Annotated in this window: 16 protein-coding genes; 8 read left to right on the forward strand and 8 right to left on the reverse strand. The window is 40.9% G+C overall.

The features are described 5' to 3' along the window. Nucleotides 1-2: 2 nt before the first annotated feature. Complete coding sequence (radC, locus tag K1F36_RS09085; protein ID WP_220113531.1) at nucleotides 3-701, reverse strand: RadC family protein; 699 nt, start codon at nucleotides 699-701, stop codon at nucleotides 3-5. Nucleotides 702-754: 53 nt separating this feature from the next. Here radC and K1F36_RS09090 point away from each other — a divergent pair, with 53 nt between their 5' ends. After that, nucleotides 755-1,207 carry a DUF1569 domain-containing protein gene (locus tag K1F36_RS09090; protein ID WP_220113532.1) on the forward strand — a complete coding sequence of 151 codons (453 nt, stop codon included), beginning with the start codon at nucleotides 755-757 and terminating at the stop codon, nucleotides 1,205-1,207. A gap of 271 nt (nucleotides 1,208-1,478) precedes the next feature. Here the strand turns inward: K1F36_RS09090 and K1F36_RS09095 are convergent, their stop codons facing one another. Beyond that, nucleotides 1,479-2,372, reverse strand: a complete 894-nt coding sequence (locus K1F36_RS09095; RefSeq protein WP_220113533.1) for a Mur ligase domain-containing protein — start codon at nucleotides 2,370-2,372, stop codon at nucleotides 1,479-1,481. A 96-nt stretch (nucleotides 2,373-2,468) separates the two neighbouring features. Here K1F36_RS09095 and K1F36_RS09100 point away from each other — a divergent pair, with 96 nt between their 5' ends. The 3 genes from K1F36_RS09100 (at nucleotide 2,469) to K1F36_RS09110 (ending at nucleotide 4,040) form a co-directional block, all read left to right on the forward strand. Then, on the forward strand, nucleotides 2,469-2,780 hold the full coding sequence (locus K1F36_RS09100; protein WP_220113534.1) for a cupin domain-containing protein: 312 nt from the start codon (nucleotides 2,469-2,471) through the stop codon (nucleotides 2,778-2,780). 2 nt (nucleotides 2,781-2,782) lie between these two features. Next, entirely contained in the window at nucleotides 2,783-3,568 is a 786-nt protein-coding gene (locus K1F36_RS09105) for an SDR family oxidoreductase (protein WP_220113535.1), read from the forward strand. A 94-nt stretch (nucleotides 3,569-3,662) separates the two neighbouring features. Further along, nucleotides 3,663-4,040: a DoxX family membrane protein gene (locus K1F36_RS09110; protein ID WP_220113536.1), complete on the forward strand. Its 378-nt coding sequence runs from the start codon at nucleotides 3,663-3,665 to the stop codon at nucleotides 4,038-4,040. 31 nt (nucleotides 4,041-4,071) lie between these two features. Here K1F36_RS09110 and K1F36_RS09115 read toward each other — a convergent pair whose 3' ends face one another. From K1F36_RS09115 to K1F36_RS09140, 6 genes are all read right to left on the reverse strand, one after another. Then, nucleotides 4,072-4,797 carry a LytR/AlgR family response regulator transcription factor gene (locus K1F36_RS09115; protein WP_220113537.1) on the reverse strand — a complete coding sequence of 242 codons (726 nt, stop codon included), beginning with the start codon at nucleotides 4,795-4,797 and terminating at the stop codon, nucleotides 4,072-4,074. After that, entirely contained in the window at nucleotides 4,794-5,852 is a 1,059-nt protein-coding gene (locus tag K1F36_RS09120; protein WP_220113538.1) for a sensor histidine kinase, read from the reverse strand. Before K1F36_RS09120 ends, K1F36_RS09115 begins: the two co-directional genes overlap by 4 nt. Nucleotides 5,853-5,907: 55 nt before the next feature. Next, complete coding sequence (locus tag K1F36_RS09125; RefSeq protein WP_220113539.1) at nucleotides 5,908-6,117, reverse strand: hypothetical protein; 210 nt, start codon at nucleotides 6,115-6,117, stop codon at nucleotides 5,908-5,910. 234 nt (nucleotides 6,118-6,351) lie between these two features. Further along, nucleotides 6,352-6,876, reverse strand: coding sequence for a DUF4136 domain-containing protein (locus K1F36_RS09130; protein WP_220113540.1), 525 nt, complete (start codon nucleotides 6,874-6,876; stop codon nucleotides 6,352-6,354). 63 nt (nucleotides 6,877-6,939) lie between these two features. After that, complete coding sequence (obgE, locus tag K1F36_RS09135) at nucleotides 6,940-7,941, reverse strand: GTPase ObgE (RefSeq protein WP_220113541.1); 1,002 nt, start codon at nucleotides 7,939-7,941, stop codon at nucleotides 6,940-6,942. Nucleotides 7,942-7,974: 33 nt separating this feature from the next. Continuing rightward, nucleotides 7,975-9,081 carry an adenylate kinase gene (locus tag K1F36_RS09140; protein WP_220113595.1) on the reverse strand — a complete coding sequence of 369 codons (1,107 nt, stop codon included), beginning with the start codon at nucleotides 9,079-9,081 and terminating at the stop codon, nucleotides 7,975-7,977. Nucleotides 9,082-9,198: 117 nt separating this feature from the next. Between K1F36_RS09140 and K1F36_RS09145 the strand changes: the two genes are divergently transcribed. Genes K1F36_RS09145 through K1F36_RS09160 form a run of 4 tightly spaced genes read left to right on the forward strand, consistent with a single transcriptional unit; the run spans nucleotide 9,199 to nucleotide 13,292 of the window. Next, nucleotides 9,199-10,353 (forward strand): 5-(carboxyamino)imidazole ribonucleotide synthase, encoded by a 1,155-nt coding sequence (locus K1F36_RS09145; protein WP_220113542.1) that lies wholly within the window; start codon nucleotides 9,199-9,201, stop codon nucleotides 10,351-10,353. A 3-nt stretch (nucleotides 10,354-10,356) separates the two neighbouring features. Further along, nucleotides 10,357-10,848, forward strand: coding sequence for a 5-(carboxyamino)imidazole ribonucleotide mutase (gene purE / locus K1F36_RS09150; protein WP_220113543.1), 492 nt, complete (start codon nucleotides 10,357-10,359; stop codon nucleotides 10,846-10,848). Between the two features lie 18 nt (nucleotides 10,849-10,866). Beyond that, nucleotides 10,867-11,259, forward strand: a complete 393-nt coding sequence (locus K1F36_RS09155; RefSeq protein WP_220113544.1) for a hypothetical protein — start codon at nucleotides 10,867-10,869, stop codon at nucleotides 11,257-11,259. A 5-nt stretch (nucleotides 11,260-11,264) separates the two neighbouring features. Continuing rightward, nucleotides 11,265-13,292: a M3 family metallopeptidase gene (locus tag K1F36_RS09160; RefSeq protein ID WP_220113545.1), complete on the forward strand. Its 2,028-nt coding sequence runs from the start codon at nucleotides 11,265-11,267 to the stop codon at nucleotides 13,290-13,292. Nucleotides 13,293-13,326: the final 34 nt, after the last annotated feature.

Below are 13,326 nucleotides of genomic sequence, written 5' to 3' on the forward strand. Positions count from 1 at the left end.
GACTACAGTATTCCTTTATCGGCAAAGCTCAAATATTGGTGTTGGGCCAAGATTAAATGATCCAATATTTTTATATCCAGAGCTTCTGATGCCACTTTCAATTTTTTTGTTATTTGTTTGTCTGCAGCACTTGGTGCCAATGTCCCTGAAGGGTGGTTGTGTGCCAAAATAATACCCACAGCCCCAAGCTCCAATGCTTGTTTTAGGACAAGCCTAACATCTACCAAAGTTCCTGTAATGCCCCCTTTGCTCAGCTGTGCTTTATGGACAACTTTGTTTGAATTGTTCAGGTAAACAATCCAGAACTCCTCGTGCGGAAGTTCGCCAATCAGTGGATATAGCAACTCAAAAGCATCGTGACTGCTCTGTATTTTGATTATTTTGGAAGTATCCTCCGATCGTCTGCGCCTACCCATCTCCAATGCTGCGGCAATTGTTACGGCCTTGGCCTCGCCAATTCCTTTAAAGCGCATCAACTGGTTTACCGATAACTTTCCGAGCTCATTGAGGTTATTGTCCACAGAAGCCAATATCCGTTTGGAAAGTTCCACTGCGCTCTCGTTCCTACTTCCTGATCCAATTAAAATAGCAATCAGTTCGGCATCCGAAAGTACAAAACTCCCTTTTTGTACTAACTTTTCTCTTGGCCTATCATCATCGGCCCAGTTTTTTATAGAAAAGGAAGCTAGTTTTTCTTGCATGTGCTAAAGATAGGAGAATAATTTTATGTAATTTTCAATATAAATCCTTCATAATGAAATCCCTTTTCAATACTGAGGCGCACGAAGAAATTATTGCACGTATCCATCAACTTTCAGAATCTTCGGAAAGGCAATGGGGCAAAATGAAAGTTGGCCAAATGCTTCACCATTGCCAATTTCCATTAAAAATATCCTTGAAACGGCACAAATCGGATGGCAATGCCAATTTTATGCTCAAACTTGTGGGCAAATTTTTTAAAAAAAGCTTGTACAACGATAAACCATGGCGCCAAGGTTTGCCCACTGCCAAAGGTTTGAAGGTTGTGGAGGACAAAGATTTTACAAAAGAAAAGGATATCTTACTTGGTCTGGTGAACGATTTTCATAATGAAAAAGATAAAAAAGAGTGGGACCCACACCCAGTTTTTGGGTCTTTTACACCCGAACAATGGGGACAAATGCAATATAAGCACTTGGACCACCATTTAAGGCAATTCAATGTTTGATGTAGGGAGATAGTCAGAGTGAATCGTCTTCATCCTGAACCTCGTGCTGTTCTACTTTTTTCCTTGAATCATTTATCATTCGGTCTTCTTGTAGAAAAACGTTGGATATACCCAACATAAATGCAAAAAACGAAACAGACACAAATCGTCTTAAGTAAAATGAGATATTGTGAAGGAGCCGTTTCATTCAGAATATCAATCAATTACCATTCCTTTAACCCGTAACTGACAAAATTACATTTTCCAATCCTTTTAAATGTTGGATTTGAAGCTACTTAAATGTAGCGATTGCCTCATAAAACTCCACTTCGTCCACTCCCATTTGTTGGCAAACCCATTTGGCCCCCGCTAAATTGCTCAACGCTGTTTCATCAGATATTTCCAATGGCATTTCACCATCTGGCGTATCCAAAAATATTTGTCCGCCATTTTGTTGATACGCCGGGGTTACGTAAGGGAACTTTCTTATAGGGTTTTCCGATGACTCCACTCTTCTTTTTACTTCGACATCTTCATCATTATAGGTAATACTCCCTCCCTTTACAATACTATTTACAAAAATCCCGTATTGTTCCGCATAGGTTTCAAAATCGGAATAAAAACTTCCTTCTTCAAACTCAATATTGGTCAATAAAGCAATGTTTGGCTGATAGTTGTGAAACTGTGGTGCAGCGTCAATAACAGATGATGGCCCATCACCACCTTCGATGACAATAAAATCATTTTCTTCGGTTAAATGGATTCCATTTGGAGAAGAAAGCACATAATCGACTTCAATATTGTTATAGTCCAATACATGTAAAATCATTGAAACGACCTCGGACCTTCTCTGGCTGCCGGCTATCACAACACGTGTTTTCAATTTAACCAGCTCGTATAGGAATTCAGGGCAAGAAACCAATCGCAAACCTAGTTCCTTAGCCTTTTCCAATTCCGGGTTGTCGCTTGTAACATTAGCACCTAAAACAACGAAATCCAATTGTGAATTGACCCTATTTGAAAACCAACCTATCTCATCCCACATCAATCCTTGGTCTCGCATAACGTCCTTCAACGATTCATCAAAAAGTTCATCACTTCCGGTTACCGTATCTCCCTTCTTATGAAGAGCTAAGGCCACATTAAACATTTCTACCTCGCCCAAACCTATAAAATGTACCTGCATTGATTCAATTTAGGTTTCAAAAATAGCCAATGCCGGTGCCAATACAAATTCCGAAACCCTAGATTAATGCCTATCTTGGTGGTAAATTTGAGAACTATGAATTTATCAGAAATAAAATCAAAAGAAATTATGCCTGGCTACCATGGTAAATTGGTACACGGAGAACGGATGAGCTGGGTGTTTTGGGATGTAGAACCAAATGCCGAAGTGCCCGAGCACCAGCACGACCATGAACAAATTATGCATGTAGTGGAAGGTACTTTTGAATTCACCTTGAATGGCGAAAAAGGAACTTACACTGCTGGAGATGTTGTGGTTATTCCTTCCAATGCCCCACATAGTGGTAGGGCATTGACGGCCTGCAAATTAATGGACATTTTTAGTCCGGTTAGAGAAGAATACCGATAGTCATGAACATATCTCTCAAAGGAAAGAATGCCTTGGTCGGCGGCAGCAGTAAAGGAATCGGTGAAGCTATCGCTCGGCAATTGGCCGAAAGCGGCGCCAGCGTTACGTTGATGGCCCGAAGCGAGGGACGTATGAAAGATATCATTAGTGAATTGGACTCTTCGCAAGGGCAAAAACACCAGTTCCTATCCGTAGATTTTTCCAATTTCAAAAACTATAAGAAAACAATATCCAGGTTCTTTGAAATCAATTCTGTAGACATTTTGGTTAACAATACCCAAGGTCCCGAAGGCGGCGGCGCATTGGAAAAAAATGTTGAAGATTATCAAAATGCATTTGACCTGCTTTTCAAATCTGTTGTTTACACTACGGAACTTGCGCTAAAACATATGCAGGAAAACAAATGGGGCCGCATCATTAACATAGCGTCTATTTCGGTAAAGGAACCATTGAACTATTTGGCTCTTTCGAACACTATTCGAGCTGCGGTGGTCACTTGGGCCAAAAGTTTGGCTTATGATGTGGCCAAAGATGGGATTACCGTGAACAGTACGCTAACAGGTTACTTTGATACGGACCGCATTGCCCAATTGAATTCCAAAAAAGCTGAAAAGTTAGGAATTTCTCCAGAAGAGGTTCGTTCCAATATGGAAGAACAGGTTCCTGTAAAAAGAATTGGAGATCCCAAAGAATATGGATACTTGGTTGCATTTTTGGCTTCGGACCAAGCTGCTTTCATCACTGGAACTAATATTCCTATTGACGGGGGCTTGTTGAAATCACTTTAAAAAACTGGCTCCCAACAAATTAAATCTTATCATAAAATTATCACATATTCAATTTTTGAATACTTTTAATGTGTAACCAATAAAATTTATACTTATGAATTCAAAAGTTTTTATGGTGATCCGTATCCTATTGGGGTTGTTCGTCATCATTTTTGGGGCCAACAAACTCTATCCATTCCTTCCGGCTCCCGAAGAAATGCCAGAAGGTATGATGACCTATTTTACAGGGTTGACAATGTCCAAAACTCTAATATTGGTTGGATTGGTAGAGGTGTTGGCAGGCATTTCCTTCATTTTGAACAAATATGGAGCTTTAATGGCTATCATATTGATGAGCGTATCGGTATGTGCTGTCCTGTTCCACCTAACCATGGCGATGGAGTCCATTGCCCCTGCACTGGCACTACTGATTCTCAACATTGTTGTGCTTGTCGGCTATAAAGACCGATACAAGGACATTTTAAGACCTTAACAAAAAAACCTCCAATTGAATTGGAGGTTTTTTATAAACTCATTTTATCCTTGAAAATATAGGATTGCCTGCGGGAAACCTCCACTTCCTCACCATTTTTCATGGTGAGCTTAAGCTTTCCATTAAACCATGGAACTACATTTTCAATATAGTTGGTATTAATGATTTGCTGACGGTTTGCCCTAAAAAATGAATCTTCGGGCAACTTTTCTTCCACTTGGTTAAGCGATTTGTAGAGCATGGGCTTTTTATCCTCGAAGAATACCCGCGTGTAGTTCCCGACAATTTCGAAGAGTGATATATCCCCTATTTTCACCAACCAACAGTCCTCTCCATCTTTTATGAAAATCTGACTGCCCTCTGTCAACTTTTTGATGGCGGGACTATCTACTTGCCTGTCAACCATTTTTGCACGGACTTTCTCAATGGCCATATCAAAACGTTTGTTGCTGACCGGTTTTAATAGATAATCCAATGCATTGTACTCAAAGGATTTTATGGCATATTCGTCGTAAGCTGTAGTAAAGATGATAATCGGCACCTCATCCAACATTTCCAATAGATCGAAACCATCCTTTTCCGGCATATTGATATCAAGGAACAACAAATCAGGGGATTCGGACCCAATTAATTCAACACCATCATCTACATTACTTGCTTCGCCAATAAGCTCCAAATCATCATGTAGCTTAATGAGTTCCTTGAGCTCGTTCCTTGCCAATCGAGAATCTTCAACTATTACCGCCCTGATCTTCATGCCAATGGTATTTTGATTTCAGCCACTACCTCATCAGATATCTCCTCTAATTTAAAAGATGCTTTGCCAGCATACAATAGCTTCAAGCGCTGTTCTATGTTTATCAAACCTAATTTGGTGGAGTCTTTGGCAATATTGAGTTTTCCTGTATTCCTTACTTCTATCATCAAATCATCTTCTTTCCTGGATATATCCAAGAGAATCCTTCCTCCATTTTTAAGATTGGAAATACCATGCTTGGTTGCATTTTCTATGAGTAATTGAATGATCATCGGCGGAATTCTAAGATCCAAGGTATCCGCCCCTACTTGTTTCACAAACTCCAAACGATCTTCGAACTGTATTTTAGAAAGGTCGATATAGTTGTCCACTACTTCCAACTCCTCCCGTACTGGAATATCATTGATATTGTTTTTGGTAAGGGAATAGCGAATAATTTCGGAGAGCTTGGTAAGCATTTCCCTTGATTTTTCCACATCTTCCAGCATGAGACCTCTAATGTTGTTGAGACTATTGAACATAAAATGTGGATTTATTTGTCCCTTTAAGGTGTTTAATTGGGCCTGCTTTAAGGTGGTGTTCAGTTCCAGCCTTTCAATTCTGTCCTGATTCAATTTCAAAAGCAATTTAATCACCAAATAGGTGAAGGTCCATGCTCCGACCAAAAAAAGCGAATTCAATACTTGGACCATGACTTTGTCATAACCCTCGAACATCTGCATTTCTGCCTCGGTAATTTCTGGGCCAAATTTTATGTAGATATATCCAAAAAAGACATTTAAAAGTCCGAAAATCGTTGAAGCCAGTAATATGGATACAATAATTTTCAGGACCTCTTTTCCACCAAAGGAATCAAAATGAACATTTCTCTTAAGGTACCAACGTAAGATGGAGGTCGAAAATACGCCTATAAAAATTCCAACAACCACGGAGAAAATGGTCATCTCCAAACTAATTTTTTGAGGAATCAAAGCTGCAATGGCATTGATAAACCCCCACCCCAATAATTGGAGCGTCCAAAATGCAATATTTCTCTTTCTACTACTTAATTCCATTCCTTTGAGCCACGTTTGCCCAAATTTACATTAAACCAATTCAGTATTGGTGCTACTAAGATTTTTGTGCGGCTTTTCTTTTAAACGGATTGCTGCAAGATTTTTTCTGTGGTAAAAAGGCAACCCACATCATGGTTATTCCCGAATAGAAAAATGGAAAGTACTCCATATACTCCCATGTTTGATATCTTCCAAATATCCCTATGGACACGCCAATTATTCCCATGGCCAAAACTACTTTCTGAATTGTTTTAAGCTTTTTCATATTAATAAATTTTGCAACGCTGGCAGATTATAAAATAATACTTACTAAAATTGAAATGATTAATTTGGCTAGTGCTATCATAACTGTTCGGTTTTAGAATTTATTTCTAAAGCTAAAGTATAGGACAACCCTTGCTTGATGAAGTGATTTATGACAAGTGGTAATTTTGACAAACTGAACGGTAAAATCAGTTGCTACCGGTTTAAGATAGTGGTAAAGAACTAATTTTAAGGACTATTTTACCTTTGGAGGAAATTTTGAGAATACTTTTTTTACCACGGCCCGTAGTTTATCCTCTCGCACACTTGGCGATGCATTTTCTCTAAGACCACTCTCGGCGACTGCCTGCCAAACAAGTGCATCACGCTGTGCATCCACCAAATCGATTTGGATACTGCGCTGCATATTTGGGCCGCCCAATGGTAACCCAACAGAAATTCCTCCGCCGACATTTCTACCACCACCGCCAAGACCAACACCTACATTGTTATTGGGTGCGCTCCTGTATTCATTGCTTATGATGTTGATGAAGAGTTCGGGTTCTTCGGCCAATCGATAACCTCTAGCTTTTAGTGTAGAATCCAAGGCATTGAGCAATCTTTTTTCATCCAACTGACTCAATCCAGATTGCATATCGGAATAATAGTTATAGGTAGAATAGCTGGAAAAATCGACTGTTTTATCGTAATCATAGTTTACCTTGACAGAGCTACAGGATGCCAACAAAACAATCAAAACTATGGAAAGTAAATAACGCATATTGGATATTTGGGTTCTCCTAAAATTAATCAATATATTGATTAGAGGATAGATAGCTGTCGGTTATTCGTTCAAAAGCTTCCAAAGTCTATCCTTAAGCTGCTGAACTCCCAATCCGCTCACGGAAGATATGAACATGTAGGGAACATCCTTGAAATCTTCTTTCATGTCCTCGTCCATTTCGGTGATAAGCTCTTGGTCCAGCATATCGCATTTAGAGATGACCACCAAACGTCCCTTGTCCAGCAATTCGGGATTGTATCGTCTCAACTCATCCAGAAGAATATTATACTCTTGGCTGATGTCCTTACTGTCGGCAGGTATCAAAAACAATAGCGTAGCGTTACGTTCGATATGTCGCAAAAAGTAATGTCCCAATCCCTTTCCCTCGGCAGCACCCTCAATAATTCCAGGAATATCAGCCATTACAAAACTTTGAAAATCACGATATTCCACAATGCCCAAATTGGGTTTTAAGGTGGTAAACTCGTAATTCGCAATTTTAGGTTTGGCGGAAGTCATTACGGAAAGTAGCGTTGATTTTCCGGCATTGGGAAACCCTACCAGACCAACATCCGCCAAGACTTTAAGCTCTAAGGTAACGTCGCCTTCTTGACCCTTGATACCTGGTTGTGCATACCGGGGTGTTTGGTTGGTGGCACTTTTAAAATGCCAGTTTCCCAATCCGCCCATTCCTCCTTCGAGCACAATTTTCTCTTCGCCGTCCTCGGTAATCTCAAAAAGTATCTCGTTAGTTTCGGTATCTCGCACCACTGTGCCCAATGGCACTTCCATATATACATCCTCACCATCGGCCCCAGTACTTCGGCTTTTGCTTCCGTGTTCGCCATGGCCGGCCTTAAAGTGTTTTTTGAACTTGAAATGGACCAGTGTCCATAAGTTTTTGTTCCCTTTGACTATAACATGACCGCCTCGACCGCCATCACCACCATCGGGCCCACCTTTGGCCACATATTTTTCGCGACGTAAATGTGCAGAACCCTTGCCCCCGTTTCCAGAAGAGATGTGAACTTTTACATAATCGACAAAATTTCCTTCGGTCATATTCTAATATAAAAAAGTCTTTTGGGAAATCAATTATAGGGAATCGATTACCTTGCTCAATCGCTGGGTAATCTCATCGATTTCACCTATTCCGTTTACAGAGTGGAATTTTCCTTGTTTTTCGTAGTAAGCTTTTAAAGGAGCTGTTTTTTCATTGTATTCATCAAAACGGTTACGGATTTTACTTTCGTCCTGATCGTCGGAACGGCCGCTACTTTTACCACGTTCCAAAAGACGTTCCACCAAAACATCGTCCTCAGCTTCCAAAGCAATGGTTGCATTTACCTTCATATCCTTGGATTCCAAGAAATTGTCCAATGCTTCTGCCTGAGCTGCGGTACGTGGAAAACCATCAAAAATAAAACCTGCTGCATCTGGGTTCTTTTCGACCTCGTCCTTCAGCATATCAATGGTCACCTCATCGGGAACCAAATCCCCCTTATCAATGTAAGACTTGGCCAAATTACCAAGGTCTGTTCCGTTTTTGATGTTGTAACGGAAAACATCTCCAGTGGAAATGTGTTTCAGATTATACTTTTCTTTCAAGAAACCTGCTTGGGTTCCCTTCCCTGCTCCTGGCTTTCCAAAAAGCACTAGGTTGATCATATCTGTTTGATTTAATTGGTAAACTTCTCTAAGATTTCGACCCAACTCGTTATAGTCCAACCCATAGCCCACAATAAAATGATCTGGAATTTCCAGACCTACATAGTCTATGGCATATTCACCATTATAAATGTCCGACTTATAAAAAAGGGTCCCTATTTTAAATTCCTTTACATTGGTGTTGGAAAACAGATGAACCAATTCTTTCAAGGTTCTTCCCGTATCCACCACATCTTCCAAAATAATTACACTCTTGCCCTCCAATTCTTCAGGAACGTCCAACAGTGTTTCCACAATGCCTGTCGAGGTCAATCCTTGATAAGAACTCAACCGCACAAAAGACACCTCACATGGGTGCTGGTAGGCCTTCAAAAAATCGGCAACAAACATAAAAGCTCCGTTGAGCACACCAACAAAAAGTGGTGTTTCATCCTTGTAATCAGCTGCAATCTCCTTTGCCATTTTATCAATGGCCGCAAGGATTTGCTCTTCCTTTAAATAGGGCTTAAAAACTTTATCGTGGAGCTTAATCAATGTGTTCAAGTTATGGTCAGGTTGGCAAAGATACTATTTTTAAAGCTCCTAAAACCTTACATCTTTTATACCCTCGTGGATTTCATGTATTTTTGCCCACATTCAATTTACAAATCAATGCAATTTTTCTCTTCAGACTTTAAATTGGGAATTTTAGGTGGTGGACAATTGGGCAAAATGATGCTCTACGAAACCAGAAAATGGGATATTCAGACCAAGGTAATGGATGCCTCTCCCGAAGCTCCATGCAAAATTGCCTGCAACGAGTTTGTCCAGGGCAGTTTGATGGATTTTGACACCGTTTACGCCTTTGGGAAAGATGTAGATGTGCTCACCATCGAGATTGAAAACGTAAATGTTGACGCCCTTGAAAAGTTGGAACACGAAGGCAAAACCGTATATCCGCCTACCAAAACATTAAGAACCATCCAGAACAAGGCCGTTCAAAAATTATTCTATACCGACCATGGTATTCCAACCGCTCCTTTTACCCGCTTTGCCTACACATCGGAAATCGAGGACAGCATAAACAACGGCGGACTTTCATTGCCATTTGTTTGGAAGAGCGCTCAATTTGGGTATGACGGCCAAGGGGTAAAAGTCGTACGAAAGATGGAAGACCTTAAAGAACTGCCCAATGTGGAGTGTATTGCCGAAAAAATGATTGATTTTAAAAATGAGTTGGCCGTTGTGGTAGCTCGAAACTCAAAAGGTGAGGTAAAAACATATCCCGTGGTTGAGATGGAGTTTCATCCCGAAGCCAATCAGGTGGAATACGTAATCTGTCCTGCACGGATTGATGATGCCGTAGCCAAAAAAGCACAGGAAGTGGCATTAAAAGTTTCGGAACATATGAAGCACGTAGGACTGCTGGCCGTGGAGATGTTCCAAACCAAGGACGACCAAATTTTGGTGAACGAATCTGCTCCACGACCGCATAACAGTGGCCATTACAGCATAGAAGCAGCCTACACCAACCAGTTCGAACAACATATCCGTGCCATTCTGGGATTGCCTTTGGGAAAAACCGACAGCAAAGTAGCAGGAATTATGGTTAACTTGGTGGGTGCAGAAGGACATACAGGCGATGTGATCTATGAAAACATTGAAAAAATATTGGAAATGGACGGGGTTACACCGCATATCTATGGCAAAAAACAAACCCGCCCGTTTCGGAAAATGGGCCACGTGACTATTGTGGACGAGAATATGGCCAGGGCCCGAGAAGTAGCCCAACAGGTAAAGGAAACCATTAAAGTGATAAGCAAATAAGGTATGAGCAAAGTAGCCGTAATTATGGGAAGTACAAGTGACCTTCCCGTTATGCAAGAAGCCATCGATATATTAAAGGAATTGGGGGTGGATGTGGACGTGGATATTGTTTCCGCCCACAGAACACCCGAAAAATTGTTCAGTTTTAGCAAAAGTGCCCATACCAATGGCTACTCCGTAATTATTGCTGGAGCCGGCGGAGCGGCACATTTGCCGGGAATGGTGGCATCGTTATCTCCTCTCCCTGTTATCGGAGTACCAGTAAAAAGCAGCAATTCCATTGATGGTTGGGATTCCGTCCTATCCATTTTGCAAATGCCCGGGGGCGTTCCCGTAGCTACGGTCGCTTTGAACGGAGCAAAAAATGCCGGTATCCTTGCGGCACAAATCATAGGAAGTTCCGACAGCGAGATTATGGACAACATAATTTCCTATAAAGAGGGACTAAAGGAAAAAGTCATCAAAGGGGCAGAGGAGATAAAGAAAACCTTTTAGAAAAAATCGTGTTTGGTTATGAACTATAATCAAATTGGCATACTGCTGGGGATTTGCGCCATTGCCTTTTTTGGCTTCACGCTGCCAAAACTTCGCAATCCATACGTAAAAGGACTATGGAAAAGCAGTCTTTTGGTATTTGCCATGTATGCCGCACTATTGATTTTTATTGAAATACGTTGGCAATTTATTTCGGATTATGCCAGCACGTACGATTTGAACGGAAACGGTTTTGTGGACCTCAACGAATATTCTGAAGAAGCCATTGCTGCCATGAACAGAAAAACCTATGGTTCAACCATTAGGAATTACGCCCCACTGACCATGGCCGTAATTTCATCCATTATCGGTTTCGCCTATTTGTTGAGTGATTGGGCCGTGATACGTTTAAAAAACAAAGAACAGAAGTAACAACTATGAGCAACCCATTGTTGGAGCCTTTTAACCAAGCTCCTTTTTCCAAAATAAAGAACGAACATTTTAAGCCTGCTTTTCTTCAGGCCATCGAGGACACCAAAAAAGAAATCGATGACATTGTAAACAACCCTGAACCCCCAACTTTTGAAAATACTTTGGAAGCCTTGGATTTTTCCGGGCAACAATTGGACCGAATCTCCAGCATATTTTTCAATTTGAATTCTGCTGAGACCAATGAGGAAATTCAAAAAATAGCTCAGGAAGTATCACCTATTTTATCAGAGTTCAGCAACGATATTACTTTGAACGAAGGTCTTTTTGCAAGGATAAAAGCCGTTTATGAGCAACGTGACTCTCTGGATTTGACCACCGAACAACAAACGCTTCTTGAAAAGAAATACAAGAATTTTAGTAGAAACGGGGCCAATTTAAAGGAAGAAAATAAAAAACGTCTGCGTGAAATCGATGCCGAACTCTCTAAGTTGAAGCTTACATTTGGAGAAAACGTATTGGCCGAGACCAACAAGTACGAAATGCACCTTACGGATGAAAAAGATGTGGAAGGATTACCCGAAGGAACAAAAGAGGCAGCCGCTCAATTGGCGGAATCTAAAGGTAAAGAAGGCTGGATGATTACGCTGGATTACCCGAGCTATATCCCTTTTATGAAATACGCAAAGAATAGGGAATTGCGAAAGGAACTTTCCATGGCTTTCGGCAGCAAGGGTTTTCACGGTGATGAACTGGACAATCAGGAAAATGTAAAACGCATCGTAAATCTTCGTCACGAAAGAGCCAATCTTCTAGGATATAAAACCCATGCGGATTTTGTTCTAGAAGAACGCATGGCCGAAACTCCCGAAAAAGTACTGGATTTCCTAAATGAACTTTTGGAAAAAGCCAAACCAGCAGCCGAAAGAGAGTTTACGGAATTAGAGGCATACGCCAAGGAATTGGACAACATTGACCGTTTGGAAAAATGGGACAGCGCCTACTACTCCGAAAAATTGAAGCAAAAGCTTTTCAATTTGGATGATGAAAAACTGAAACCGTACTTCAAACTGGAAAATGTTATCAACGGGGTTTTCAAAGTTGCTGAAAAACTCTTTGGGCTTACGTTTAAAGAAGTGGACAACGTGGACAAATACCATCCAGAAGTCAAGACTTTTGAAGTATATGATAATGATGAATTTATTTCCTTGTTCTATGCCGACTTCCATCCTAGGGCAGGAAAACGTGGCGGTGCTTGGATGACCTCCTACAAACCTCAGTATATTTTAAATGGCGAAAATAGCAGACCACACATTTCCAATGTCTGTAATTTTACAAAACCGACAAGTTCAAAGCCCTCACTGCTCACCTTTAATGAGGTCACGACCCTTTTTCATGAATTTGGTCACGGACTTCACGGCATGCTAGCGAACACCACCTACCCTAGCCTATCGGGCACTTCGGTGTATTGGGATTTTGTGGAACTACCCAGCCAAGTAATGGAAAACTGGTGTTACGAGAAAGAAGCATTGGAACTTTTCGCACATCATTATGAGACAGGTGAATTAATTCCAATGGAACTGGTAGAAAAAATAAAGGAATCAGCTACTTTTCAAGAGGGTATGGCTACCGTTCGCCAATTGAGTTTTGGTTTATTGGACATGTCATGGCATGGAAAAGACCCATCGGGTATCAAGGATGTAAAAGCCTACGAAGAAGAAGCCTTTGAAAGCACAAATTTGTTCCCCGATACAGCGGAAACATGTATGAGCACATCATTCTCGCATATTTTTCAAGGAGGTTATTCGTCTGGCTACTATAGCTACAAATGGGCGGAAGTTCTGGATGCAGATGCCTTTGCCCATTTCAAGGAAAACGGAATTTTCAGTAAAATGGTCGCGGATAAGTTCAAAGAGAATGTACTTTCCAAAGGAGGTACAGAGAATCCAATGGACCTCTACATAAAATTCCGTGGAGCCGAACCGAACGTCAATGCATTGTTGGAACGCGCCGGACTTTTGGAGGCCGATCAATAGTTCAATGTTTTTTGTCAGCAACACAACGATTATT

It is taken from the genome of Flagellimonas abyssi, from assembly GCF_019457905.1.
In the GTDB taxonomy this organism is placed as follows: Bacteria; Bacteroidota; Bacteroidia; order Flavobacteriales; family Flavobacteriaceae; genus Flagellimonas; species Flagellimonas abyssi.